The 12851-nt window shown below is 39.3% G+C and carries 14 protein-coding genes; 8 read left to right on the top strand and 6 right to left on the bottom strand.

Annotation, left to right across the window (positions count from 1 at the left end):
• Window positions 1-7: 7 nt before the first annotated feature.
• The 6 genes from cobT to H6A27_RS04540 form a co-directional block, all read right to left on the bottom strand.
• Window positions 8-1048: a nicotinate-nucleotide--dimethylbenzimidazole phosphoribosyltransferase gene (gene cobT / locus H6A27_RS04565; RefSeq protein ID WP_204507857.1), complete on the bottom strand. Its 1041-nt coding sequence runs from the start codon at window positions 1046-1048 to the stop codon at window positions 8-10.
• Between the two features lie 14 nt (window positions 1049-1062).
• Window positions 1063-1569 (bottom strand): bifunctional adenosylcobinamide kinase/adenosylcobinamide-phosphate guanylyltransferase, encoded by a 507-nt coding sequence (gene cobU / locus H6A27_RS04560; protein ID WP_204507856.1) that lies wholly within the window; start codon window positions 1567-1569, stop codon window positions 1063-1065.
• 19 nt (window positions 1570-1588) lie between these two features.
• Window positions 1589-2290 carry a response regulator transcription factor gene (locus H6A27_RS04555; RefSeq protein WP_204507855.1) on the bottom strand — a complete coding sequence of 234 codons (702 nt, stop codon included), beginning with the start codon at window positions 2288-2290 and terminating at the stop codon, window positions 1589-1591.
• Between the two features lie 92 nt (window positions 2291-2382).
• Window positions 2383-3882, bottom strand: coding sequence for a PH domain-containing protein (locus tag H6A27_RS04550; protein WP_204507854.1), 1500 nt, complete (start codon window positions 3880-3882; stop codon window positions 2383-2385).
• Complete coding sequence (locus tag H6A27_RS04545) at window positions 3869-4384, bottom strand: PH domain-containing protein (protein WP_204507853.1); 516 nt, start codon at window positions 4382-4384, stop codon at window positions 3869-3871. Before H6A27_RS04545 ends, H6A27_RS04550 begins: the two co-directional genes overlap by 14 nt.
• An 18-nt stretch (window positions 4385-4402) precedes the next feature.
• Entirely contained in the window at window positions 4403-5725 is a 1323-nt protein-coding gene (locus H6A27_RS04540; RefSeq protein WP_204507852.1) for a sensor histidine kinase, read from the bottom strand.
• 177 nt (window positions 5726-5902) lie between these two features.
• Between H6A27_RS04540 and H6A27_RS04535 the strand changes: the two genes are divergently transcribed.
• The 8 genes from H6A27_RS04535 (at window position 5903) to H6A27_RS04500 (ending at window position 12782) form a co-directional block, all read left to right on the top strand.
• Window positions 5903-6508: a hypothetical protein gene (locus H6A27_RS04535; protein WP_204507851.1), complete on the top strand. Its 606-nt coding sequence runs from the start codon at window positions 5903-5905 to the stop codon at window positions 6506-6508.
• A 12-nt stretch (window positions 6509-6520) separates the two neighbouring features.
• The gene (locus H6A27_RS04530) at window positions 6521-7462 is read left to right on the top strand and encodes a hypothetical protein (protein ID WP_204507850.1); all 942 of its coding nucleotides are present in this window, start codon (window positions 6521-6523) and stop codon (window positions 7460-7462) included.
• A complete protein-coding gene (locus tag H6A27_RS04525) occupies window positions 7453-8124 on the top strand; it encodes an ABC transporter ATP-binding protein (protein WP_239469569.1) in 672 nt (223 codons plus the stop codon). Before H6A27_RS04530 ends, H6A27_RS04525 begins: the two co-directional genes overlap by 10 nt.
• 4 nt (window positions 8125-8128) lie before the next feature.
• Window positions 8129-9172 carry a S8 family serine peptidase gene (locus H6A27_RS04520; protein ID WP_204507849.1) on the top strand — a complete coding sequence of 348 codons (1044 nt, stop codon included), beginning with the start codon at window positions 8129-8131 and terminating at the stop codon, window positions 9170-9172.
• A 17-nt stretch (window positions 9173-9189) separates the two neighbouring features.
• Window positions 9190-10419 (top strand): hypothetical protein, encoded by a 1230-nt coding sequence (locus tag H6A27_RS04515; protein WP_204507848.1) that lies wholly within the window; start codon window positions 9190-9192, stop codon window positions 10417-10419.
• Window positions 10420-10441: 22 nt separating this feature from the next.
• Window positions 10442-11320, top strand: a complete 879-nt coding sequence (locus H6A27_RS04510; protein WP_239469568.1) for a CPBP family intramembrane glutamic endopeptidase — start codon at window positions 10442-10444, stop codon at window positions 11318-11320.
• Window positions 11313-11549: a hypothetical protein gene (locus tag H6A27_RS04505; RefSeq protein WP_204507847.1), complete on the top strand. Its 237-nt coding sequence runs from the start codon at window positions 11313-11315 to the stop codon at window positions 11547-11549. The genes H6A27_RS04510 and H6A27_RS04505 overlap by 8 nt, the downstream gene beginning before the upstream one ends.
• Before the next feature lie 171 nt (window positions 11550-11720).
• Complete coding sequence (locus H6A27_RS04500) at window positions 11721-12782, top strand: hypothetical protein (protein ID WP_204507846.1); 1062 nt, start codon at window positions 11721-11723, stop codon at window positions 12780-12782.
• Window positions 12783-12851 lie beyond the last annotated feature (69 nt).

The raw sequence follows: 12851 nt of genomic DNA, 5'->3' as shown, positions 1-12851 counted from the left end.
TTAGAGTTTAAAAGTATTTTGTTATAGACGCTTTTTTGAATGAGTCCATCTCATTCAGCATTCTGACTGCAGAATCTACTATAGGGTAGGCGCAGACGGCTCCGCTTCCTTCGCCCAAACGAAGATTGAGATGAAGCAGCGGTGATGCCTTGAGATGCTCCAGCAGAATACGGTGGCCGGCTTCATCTCCCTGATGTCCGAAAATGGCGTATTGCAAAACTTCAGGATAAAGTTGTGATGCTGCCAGTATGCAGTTGCTCATAATGAATCCGTCAACAAGAATAATCATCCTGAGTTCGGCAGCTTTAAGCATTCCTCCTACAGCCATTACCATTTCGTATCCTCCAAACCGGCAAATTATTTCTTCGGCAGTGTGCTCTCCCTTGAAATTGTCCTGTGCCTGTTTCAAGACCTGATATTTGTGCTCTATACCTTTAGCTTGTAGTCCTGCTCCGGCACCGATACATTGCTTCAATGGTATATTAGCGAAAGATGACATCCATAGCGATGAGGCTGACGTGTTTGCTATACCCATCTCGCCGAAGCTTACTATGTTGCATCCTTTGTTATGGGCCATTTCCACGCATTCAGCTCCTCTCTCTATGCACAGTTCCATTTCTTCTTTGGTCATTGCCGCCTCATGAAGATAATTGCGGGTACTCTTTCTTACCTTCATGTTGATTATTCCACGGTCATAAGGCAGGTCATAATCTACTCCGGCATCTACCAGCATCAGTTCAAATCCATGCTGTCGGCACAGGAAGTTTATTCCAGCACCACCATCCAGGAAATTATATAGTTGCTGCCATGTTATTTCTTTTGGAGAGACGCTAACTCCTTCTTCCACTATACCGTGGTCGCTGGCAAACAGAATGTTGTATGGATTGCTTAAACGTGGAGAAAGTGTATGCTGGATCATGCAAATCTGTTTGGCAAGCTCTTCTAGTCGGCCCAAAGAACCTTTTGGTTTTGTAAGATTGTCTATTTTGTCGATTACTTCCAGTTCAAACTGCGGATCGTGTATTGGTTTGATATTAAACTCTTTCATTTTCTGATTATTTTTTATTTTATCTTCATTGGAATACCACAAACCATGAAAATCACTTCATCGGCTTTCGAAGCTACATACTGGTTTGCAAATCCTTGGACATCTGTGAATTTGCGCTGTATCTCATTCTCTGATACTCCTCCAAGACCTATCTCGTTTGTCACGAAAATGAATGTCGCGTCCTGAACGGTAAATTTGTCGAACTCTGCTTTTATTGAGTCCAGTGTTTTCTGGACATCATGATGCTTGAAGAAGAAATTAGTGCACCAAAGTGTGATACAGTCTATCACGATAACCCTTCCTTCCAGATTGTGCTTGCTTAATTCCATTTCTTCCTCTATATTAGTCCACTCCAGACCGCGGTTTTGCTGATGGCGCAATACGCGCTGGCGGAACTCCTCGTCCCATATCTTTGCTGTGGCAAGATAGACAGGCCTGTCCGTTAGCTGATGTGCAAGCTTTTCAGCGTATGTACTCTTGCCGGAGCGTTGTCCTCCGGTTATTAGAATAATTTTTTTCATAGCTTTCTGTAAATAATACTTACTGCCCTACAGTAAGCATAAGTCCAACACCTCTTACTGTCTTGATCTCTACCTGAGGGTCGTTTTCGAACAGCTTTCGCAATTTTGTGATGAACACATCAAGACTTCTCGAAGCGAAATAATCATCATTCTTGTCCCAGCAACGGTTCAGGATTACCTCTCTTCTTACTACCTCACCTTTGTTTTCAGCAAGCAGTTGCAGAACCTGTGCCTCTCTGGCAGTCAGCGTAGTGTTGTTCCCGGATTCATTGTTGTGCAGCGTAGCGTGTCCTGCATCGAGAGTATATTTCCCGAATTTGCACATCCCGCTTTCATCACGCGTCTTCGAGCCTTCCTTCATTTTCAGTATAGCGTGCAGATGGGCATCCAGCTCGTCAGGGATGAACGGTTTCTTCACGTAATTGTTCACGCCTATGTCATAACCTTTTCTGACGTCCTTTGGCGATGTAAGTGCAGAGGCGAAAAGGATAGGAGTGTCACCGTCAGTTTCCCTGATATGGCGTACCATTTCGAAACCATCCATCACCGGCATGTCTATATCCGATATGATGATGTCAGGATGATGTTCCTCCCATGCCTGCAAGCCCTCCTTGCCATTGAATGCGGTGATTACCTCATATCCGCCAATTATATCCTGTAGTCCGCTCTGGACTATGTATGAAAGATTCTTGTCGTCTTCTACTAATAACAGTTTTATCATCGTTTTTCTCGTTTTTCTACACAAAGGTATTCAAAATATCGTATTGTCTGTGTGTTTGTAAAATAAAAATTGAATAAAAGTGAAAATATGATTTAGTAATTGTGGCAGTTGAGCAATAACAGTTCGTATATCTCCTTTGCCTCCTGTTCTTTCAGGCTCCTTATGACGAACGATGTTCCATTGGTGGAAATCACCAGTTTCACCCTATGGTAATATGGTGTGAAAGGAGTGGAAACCATACGTACTACCTCTATATCCTCATACTTCACATAATTATAAATCTCGGCAAACTTTCCGTTGCTTATTTCCATATAGTCCTCTTTGAGGGTGATATGGCTTCTGCGTACAGCAAGAAATCCCTTGGCAAGCGAAACCAGCATATAAGCTATGGGAGCAAAAAGCCAGATGTACTGTCCGTAATAGCACAAGACTATGGCTACTGCCAGCGAAATCAGAATGTCGAATCTTATGGTGTAGCCAAGCAGACCATAACCGGAACGGGCAGAAATGACAGAGGGCGAGGATGTATAGTCTTTCCCCAGCCACCAGCTCAGGAAGTTTCCGTCATGCGACGAACCGTAAATCTTTACGTCGGCACCTTTCTTTTCGTCTGTGGCATTCAGTGCCTGCCTGACCATTATAGTGCAGCATCCCAACCAGTTTTCAATGATATTCCTTTTCACGTAAAGTGTACATACCTTGTCGAATGAGAACCGGCTGCTGTTGCGCGTAATCAGTCCGCTTTCGAAGAAAAGCTGTTTTTCGCCCATACGTATATCCATATTGAAGTATTGCAGGAAAACCTTTCCCATCCACAGAATCAGTATTACTAAGTACAATATCACGATGACCGTTAATACAGCTGTAACAGAGAACGCTGAAGAATCGGCATGTGTCTCTACATAGTCTATGAAATAGTTTGCAGCCTTATCGTTAACGGAAGTTATCTGATTGTATAGCGTGGCAAGCACACCGAACAGCACAGCCATGCCTTTCAGGTGATTCTGGCAGAGAGCACCTTTAATCAGATTCAGGTTGCTTACCTCCAGTTTAATGGTTTTACTGTTTTCTGTAGCCGCCTGTTCCGTAGCTTCAGTCTCTTGTACTTCCTCCTGTGTATTTTCCTGAGTCTCCACACGGCTTAACAGAGCATCCCAGTCGTCATCGTCAAGTATGAGTTCTATCTCTTCAGTACGTGATGCAAGCGTGTCGAACGAGATGCCTTTCATATCAAGCATACGATAGATGAGACCGCTCTTGGTACGTAAAGACTGAATCTTATTCAGAGGGATGCTTGTCCTTTCATGCTGTATTACACCATGGATAAAAATCAGATTACCGTCCTCTACGTAATATTTCTTGAAGTAGAAACTTAGGAATGCGGTTATCAGCGATATGGCAATGAATCCTGCCAGATAGGACAGAAGCATTATTATGTATTCCATGACAGAAGTCTCATCGGACGAATCGAATATCCTGACAGTGAAAAGTATCAGAATAAGACTTGCATAGCTTCGCAGAGCCTTCACGAAGAAAATCACGAAAGCACTTTTGCTCATCCTGCGCGGTATTGAGAAATCATTTATTTTCATTTCTTATGCTTTCTGTTATAAGTGCCTTAATATCGTTTGCTTTCTCTTCAGTCAGTCCCGGAATGCTGGTAGCTTCAAGCATCTGCGCACCGTTTACGATGTCGATGGCATAAAGCCCGAAAATGCGTGTTATCGGGTTCTGGCGTACGCTGACCTGCTGTATCTTACAGAAAGGAATCGTAATTACGGAAGGGAATATGATTCCTGAACGGTATGTGATGTCATGCTCGCGGATGGCGAATCCTTTGTAGGCATAGGCCTTGGGAAGTAGAAAAAGATTTACAATCATAGCTGTCAGGAAAACACATTCGATGCCGATTGTCGTTGTCACACGACAGGCGAACTCATCTGCCAGAAGGAGCAGAAGTGTGAGCCCCATAAAGATGATATAAACCAATACTGTTTTTACTATCTGTACTTTCAGGTATTTCTTTTCCAGCGGAGTATAAATGAGGTTCTCCACCTTGTCTATGTTATCAAAGTTCAATTGTCTGTTTGTCATATTATTATTGATTTTGGTTTATTCCTCACTGTCTGTCAGAGGCAAATATATTATAAATTCAGTAAACTCACCCTCAATGCTGGTAACAAATATCTTCCCGTGATGTGCCTTTACCACCTGATCGACAAAGTTCAGTCCGAGTCCGAAGCCCGATGTGCCGTTTTTGCGGCTACGCTTTATGGCTGATGCGCGTTCGAACTTCTGGAATATCAGATGAATGTCTTTTTCTGAAATCCCGAATCCGTTGTCGCGTATCTTCAGCATAGTGTATCTGTCGTCCTGAGCAGTGCTTATTCTTATCTCCACGCTTTCATCCGAATATTTTATGGAATTGTCTATCAGGTTGCTTAGTACCTCTTCCAGATATTCAGCGTCGGCATAAGCTGTTTCGGCTTTTATATCTGTAATGAAATTCACTGTCTTTTGCGATTTCGCCTTGAACTTCTCGGTCAGTTTGTCTATTATAGGAGTAAGCTCAACTTCTGTTCTGTTCATCTCCAGTTTATGGTTTTCCAGCTTGGATATGGTCAGCACTTTATTTGTAAGGGTAAGCAGGTGGTCTGCCTCGTTTTCGGCAATGTCGAAATATTTGTCCTTCATTTCCTGCCTGTTGTCAAGCTTTCCGCTTCTGAGGAAATTCAGCGCCATGATGATGGAAGTAAGCGGAGTTTTCATGTCGTGTATCATAGCGTAGGAGAAGTCCTCGCGAATCTGGAAAATCTTCTCGAAGCGTGAAATAAATCTTACCTGATAGCTGATGCAGACGATTACGAGCAGCATGATGATGAATGTGCCGGCAATCATCAGGCCCATACGCTTGAAAATATAAATATAAGGATTTAATAATACCAACTGTACTCCTTGTGACAAATCTGTTTTTATAGGAATGATTTTAGAATTCAATCTGTCGTCTAAATCAGCTTGATTTTCAGAGGTACTTTTTATGATAGTATCATTCTTAATGTCAATAATATTTATATAATGATTATTGCTTATATCCTTGTCTTTCAGAAATATTTCTACTAAAGAATCCATTCTGTTGATTGACATTTCAATGCCAAGATTTTGTATGCCTTCATACAGATATGTTATTGAAGGTATGGAGTCACTTTCAGGACCGGCTAGTATTTCTGTACCTTCAGGAATTTCCTTACAGGCTAAGTTCGTTTCTTCTCTTAAAACTTTCTCGAATACCTCAAAACTTACTTTGAGTAAATCGTTTCTTATCAGTTCATACGAATTGTATATCCATATCATCTGCAGAGCTATTGCCCCGATAAGTCCTACAACAGACAGTATGGTGATGAATAATATGTTTTTCTTACGTTTTGAAGTCTCCATGTATGATATTATATGACTTTTTAATGGTTTTTCAGTGCAAATATAATATTATGATTATTAATATAAACCATAAATTGAAGTATTAACCTAAAGATAACATAAGGATAACAAATGATTTGATTGTATCACATTATATTTGCAGTGTGATAAAGAATAAGATGAAAAAATGCAATAGATATGAAAGCGTTTAAGAAATATTTTAGCGGACAGTCATCCGGAAAAGGAACATTAATTTCGTACGGAAGAGGGTCTGAAGGGGAGGAAGTGATGATAGACTTCACAGAACCTAAAAGAATAAATCTAAAAGCAATAGTGGCATTCATTATTATCCTGCCAGTGATGATGTGGCTGTTTTCTGCCATTTATGGAACTGAAAGTCTGAATGTAACTTCAGAGAATTATTTCAGTAAAGGCAGGTATGTAATATTCGCCAGTGTGCTTTGTGGTATTTTATTGAACTGGTTAATTCAGGCCGTCGTTTATATTATAATCAATCCTCGGTCATATAGTAAATTTGCAGTAATACATAATAAGCGAAACCATACTATACGTTTTTTTTATAAAGGAGATGTGAGGATAATTCATTTCCGTATAGCTAATATCCTTGCACATTGTGTATGCGGATATATCCCTTTGCTGTTAGGTTTTATAATAGGTGATATTTCTATATGTTACTTTGGCCTTTTATCAATAATGTTCTTCTTTGATGAAACCAGTATTGTATGGAGACTGCGCCATTACAGCGGAAAGGCTTTGTGCAGTTATAAATCAGATGAAGAATAACTGACGGGGATTATGACGGAGAGTTTATTACTCTATATGAATCTACGCTCAAAACAGATTGTGCGTGTATTTGCAGGCATCGGACCGTTCCGGTGTCTGTTTCTTATCGGTATCGCTGCCATCCTGTTTTATGCTTTTACGAAAGTAACGAGTGTATGGGTATTGCCGGTGTGTTATCTGCTTATGCTCTGGCTGTATCATAACAGCAGAAAAGACAAGGAGTTTCTGTCTTTACAGGTGCAAGGAATCAAAAGATTGTTTACGGCAGAATATTTATTGCTTGGATTACCGTTTATTATTTCGGGGATAATTGCTGCAAATCACATTTCTTTACCGGTTATCATACTGACTGCGGTAGTTATGCCGTGGATTCACCCTGTAAGGTTTCATTCTATAGTTCTGCCTATGCCTTTATTATACAGTGGGGATTTGCTGTATAGAAGGATGTTCCGAAAACAAGTACCATTGTATGCGGTATTGCTCTTTCTGTCTTTTATGGGGGTACTGCATGGCAATATCAATCTCTGTAAAGTATGCCTGATATTGTGGGGAGCTATTCAGGGAACGGCATATATGGTAATGCCACCGAAGCATGAACTTTCTGTCTATAACAGTTACGGGATGTATCAGCTGACACTGGTAAAATCAGGCCTGAGGAATATCTTCATAACCATGCTCCCGTTCATTTTATTTATGCTTGTGCTTACACACGATGCAGAAGCTATACTTTTCTGTCTTGTATTGTTTTCTTCTGCATTACTATATCTTTGGAACATGGGAATAGCAAGATTTTCCTTTGAGACACAAATTGTAATGGAAATATACTGGCTACTTCTCCCATTGCCGTTGTTTATAGTTTCTATTTTGAACCCTGTCATACTAATTCTTTATTTGGCTTTGAATATAGGCCTTACACTTTCAGTCAAGAAAAAATATAAACATATATGGAACTGATATATATAAAAGAATTGAGCAAAGCATACGGTAAGACAAGAGTCCTTGACAACCTTTCCGTTTCTTACGAATCCGGGAAAATCTACGGATTGGTGGGAGAAAACGGAGCCGGGAAAACTACACTTTTCAACTGCATCATGGGAGTAACTGATTATGACGGTGAGATAAGGAAATCATCCAAAATGACAGTGGGTTACATGCCGGCTGAAAGCTTCTTCTACTCCCTTATCACAGGAAAGGAGTATCTTGAGTTCTGTATTAAAGCCAAAGGGAAGAAGATGGATGCTGAAGCCATAGATTCCTTGAACAAAGCCTTTCAACTGCCATTGGAAAGATTCGCTTCGGACTATTCCACCGGGATGAAGAAGAAACTTGCACTTATGTCCCTGCTCCTTCAGGATAATGATTTGTACATTCTTGACGAACCTTTCAATGGGATAGACCTTTACGGGTGCATTCAACTTAAGAGAATCATACGCGAATTGAAGGACAAAGGGAGGACTGTCATAATCTCATCGCATCTTATCAATACATTACACGAACTATGCGATGAGATTGATTTTCTGGATGGTCATACCATTCGAAAAAGATATATTCAAGCATCAATAGATGAGATAGAGCAGGATATTCTTGGGAATAACAACTACATAAAAATACATTAAGTCAATGAAAACATTTAAAACAGTTCTTAGAATTATTGGTGGAATACTATTGCTTTCCTTAGTTACACTGTTAATACTGGGTTATTATCTGACACGAAATGATTTTTCAGATCCTCCCGAACATTATGTGTCTATCGGGAAACGTGTCTATACAACAGCTCCGGCAATGATAGTCGATGCATCATACGATTCGTTGAATCTCAGTGGCCGTGGAATTAAAATCGGAGTGTTGGATACGGGATTCGGAGGATTGCGGCAACGCTCATGGACAAAAAACATGCATGTGGCGGCTTATGCCAATTTCATAGACGGCGACACAACTGATTTCTTCGTCAAGGAATCTGGTCGGGAACGAGACCACGGAGCCTATTCCTGCGCCTGCATAGGCGGCTACCTTTCATCTGGAGATACAATTAAGGGGCTCGCATGGAATGCTGAATATTATTTGGCCCAGATTGACGACTTCGATACGGAGTTGCGATTAGAAGAAGATCGTATGATGAATGCCATACGCTGGTTATTGTCACACAATGTAGATGTGATAACAAGCTCATGCGGTTATACGGTGTTCGATGATTATGACGGCTACACACCCTCCATGCTCAACGGACATAACTCTCGTATTTCGCAATTTGTAGACAGTGTGCTTCAAGTCAATCCTAACCTGATATTTATTCAGAGCATGGGTAACGAGGGTGACGAACCTTGGCGTTACTCAAATTTCCCCGCTGATGTCAGGGAGGTAATATCCGTTGGAGCCATTGAATCCGACAGTACAACCCGTGTCAGCTCCAGTTCAATGGGCTATGAGGGAGTCGGTTACATAAAGCCCGATGTATGTGCTTACGCAACTCCTCCACGCCGAGGAACATCATATACGGCCCCTGTCATTGCCGGATTATGTGCGTCTCTTTTGGAATACAAACGAATGAGCCGGATAGAACTTATCAATCTTCTGCATACATCGGGATTGAACAGTTCTGCTCCTAATCGTGAAATTGGTTACGGTGTTCCCCAAACCTCAAGAATGTTCTTACTATTTAATTAAGAAACTTTTTTAATTGTATGATAAAAAAATATTTCCGCTATTTATTCCGCATATTGTCAGTTCTATTTATCTGTGTGCTTGCATATTTTGTTTACATAATCTTTTGGCTTAGATATTTCAATGCAGAACAGAGCAAGGCTGTTGAAAATATAAGTGTAGATTTCCATCAGACCTTCCCGATAATTCGTGACCCAAACGGTTGTTTTGGAGTCGTTGCTACGATAAACGGTCAATATACTGATACACTCTTATTTGACACACAAGCATCTACTTCGCTTGCTAAGCAAGAAATTCTTGACCGATATGAAGCAGAATACTGGAAGCGAAAGCCTATGCCAACGTTTAACTTCTACAAACAAGCCTACTTCTCAAAACTATATAAAGTGAATGATATCACTCTTGGAGATGGTAAACTGGAAGGAGTTATTTTCACGTCAGTTCCGAAAGATAACGGTATGTATAATGCGCTTTACAGACCTGTATTGGGACGAGCCATCATGGAAAACATAGGTTGGAAATTTGATTTGGATAGCAATGAAATGGTCATGTTTGCACCTGACAATGAGCAGTTGTTGAAATATGAGAGTAAAGGATTCACTCTTACAAAGGAATCTGTAAATGATTTACAGCTGTATAGTGAACAGACCGATACTTTGAACGTGATGTTTGATTTGGGTTCGAATTATGACATCATAATAGACAAGACCGTTTATGAGAAGCTACGAAAACGCCAAACACCGAGAATGTATACCAACTATCGTAGAGAGGGGCTAACCGATACCATTGCGGAGTTTCATGATATTACCGTGTTTTGTAATGGGATAGCCATACCAGACTGTACGTTAAGTTACATACCATCAATTGACAGAAATGTTGCTGGCAACATCTTTGCCGGAAAGATCAATTTCATACTTGCTAATGGAGATCTATATATCAAAAAACGTACTGATGGGGCACTTCAGCCCATTAAAGACGGGCTGCCTTCACTCGGTTTACGCCTTAATGTCCGCAACAATACTATTTGTGTTACGGCATTGGAAATAAATGGGCCGGCAGAAAAAGCAGGATTAATGTTAGGTGATAAGGTTATAGCTATTGATAAAGGAGCAAACGAATTCGACATAATGTCCGTTTCAAGCGGCAGATTAGAATCATATATCCGACAAGCAAAGAGCCTTACTTTGGAGATAGAGCGTAATGGGGAAAGGAAGATATTTGTTATCATGCGGAAAAGGATAAGTATCTAACTTGTCTTTGGTTGAATAAATAATGGAGGATAAAAAGGTTATGCTTATGCGTTATATTGAAAAGAAAAATAGAATACCTCTTTGGGGTGATTTGCTGCTTTTAATTTTGGGTTTCTTTTTTGGAGCCTTGATAGCAGAGGAGTGCACTTTTTCTTTATTGGGTTCAACTGGTTATGAAAACGACCAATATTATTTGTTGTCTGCTATACTGTCTTGTTCAATGGTGTCTTTGGTTATCTTGTTTTTGCATTACATCATAGACAAACGTCCTTTAAGCGAACTGGGCCTGTGTTCTTATAATAAGTTAAGAAAATTTTCTAAGATTATTATATTGTGGACTGTTATAGTATTCACTCTCGGACTGATAATTTGTATATTGAGTGGTTCAGCAAATATATCAGCAGTTCAATTACATTGGAAAGATTTATCTTTAAGTCTGATAATGTTCATTTTTGGTGCTTTTTATGAGGAAATTCTTATAAGGGGTTATTTGTTGACACGTTTATGTCGCTCTGGTTTGAATATCTGGATAAGTTTAAGTATAACCTCTCTCATTTTTTCTGCTTTACATTTAGCAAATCCCGATATGAGTATCTGTTCAGCTGTTAATCTTTTTTTAGGTGGTTTTTTTGATGGCTGTATTTTTTTATTGACAGGAAGTCTTTGGACGGCTGTAATTTCACATTGTGCATGGAATTGGCTACAAGGTTCCATTTTTGGTTTCAATGTCAGTGGTGGAGAATTTTATCAATCACTTATAACATTAGAATACCCTTCTTACAATTTAATAAATGGTGGATTGTTTGGATTTGAAGGTTCTATTATATGTACGATATTATTACTTCCTTCTGTTTTTGTATTAATAAAACTTGTATCTAAGAATCTTAAGGAAAATGAATGATTTGAAACTGAAGTTTATAATTTCAGGTATTCTGATTGCTGCTATCGGGCTGGTACTGTCGCACACGTACCGTCCGTATGTATATGAGAATCATATCAATGATTTTCATCTGGCAGATGTTATAGGTAGTGTCGTTTGCGTACCTGCTGCGGTACTATGCGCTTATGGCATTGATAACAGATACTCGATAAAGCAGCAGAAATATTGTTTATGCCATCCTTATACATAGTTTGATAAATCTTTTAGTCTTAGTCTCTTAACCTAAAGATAACATAGCGATAACATAAACTAATTTTCTTTGCGCATACCTTTGCGGCATAAGAACTATAGCAACTCTTGGTTCATTTTTTGCTTATTAGTGTAATTTACGTTTAAAATATAAATTTAGTCTATTGAAAGTATGAAATTCAAGATCTTTACCATTTTATTACTCTTTGTGAGTCTTAATGTTTCAGGACAGGCTGTCTTGCTTGATAAAACTACCGGTCAATGTATATCTTTTGCACAGATTTTAAACAATAAGGGAGCAGTCGTAGGTACAACAGATATAGAGGGTAACTTACCTCAAGACTTGAATGACGAGGTTGTTACTATCCTACATATTGCCTATAACCCTGAGAATGTCAAATCATCTCTATTTAAGAAAGATACTCCTATTTATCTGACACCCATCGAGTATCAGCTGGATGCCGTGACAGTTACGGCGAAGAATAGGGAGTACATTCATCTAAGGACTTACTTCAGAAGCTATCAATTGAATGACTCCTGTATGAAATATTTCAGGGATGGATACCTGGATTTCTTTATCAATCCCAAACATAAAGATGTGGAAAGACTGGTTATAAAAGTTCGCAACTTTCAAAACGATTCGCTTATTGATAAGGACAAAGAAAGGGCAAACACTCTTGTGGATAAATACATTTATACTCCAAATCTGGACGGACTCACTTTAATGGAAACACTGAAAAAAGAAGGCTGGAAATATAATACTGATAGTATAAACAGCCGACTTCTGTTAAATGAAACAGTTGGAGGTGCAATAAGGATAGATACTATACAGAAAGTATTACGAGTGGAATATGATGTTCTTGCAACAAAAGGGAAAAAGCCTAAAACACTTTTTGGTTACACAACACGCCTCGAAAACTTTTATCAGACGGAGAATTACATCTATAATTCAGAATATCAGTCCTATATGGATTTAATAAACAGAAAGAGCTATAGAAAGTTATTCTTTAGCCACAAGAAAGATTCCAAAGAACAGATGATTGAAATCTTTGATGAACTGTATGTTCTGGAACACAATTATATTACAAAAGACGAAATGAAACAGTACAAAAAAGCATTGAAGTCAAAATCAAACAAACCTCTGGTTGAGTGGAATATGGATAATACAATAATAACACCATTAGCACCACAATTGGAGCGAATATTAAATGAAGATCTCTCTCAGGTTAAATAATCGAAGGAGGATATCAAGAGCCTTCAATTCTCTCTTAAAAGTTTAACTCTATAATCTCTGATATTCTGC

The organism is Bacteroides caecigallinarum (assembly GCF_016902295.1).
GTDB lineage: Bacteria > Bacteroidota > Bacteroidia > Bacteroidales > Bacteroidaceae > Phocaeicola > Phocaeicola caecigallinarum_A.
The sequence above is the reverse complement of the archived record's forward strand: the minus strand, read 5'-3'. Positions and strand labels throughout refer to the sequence as shown.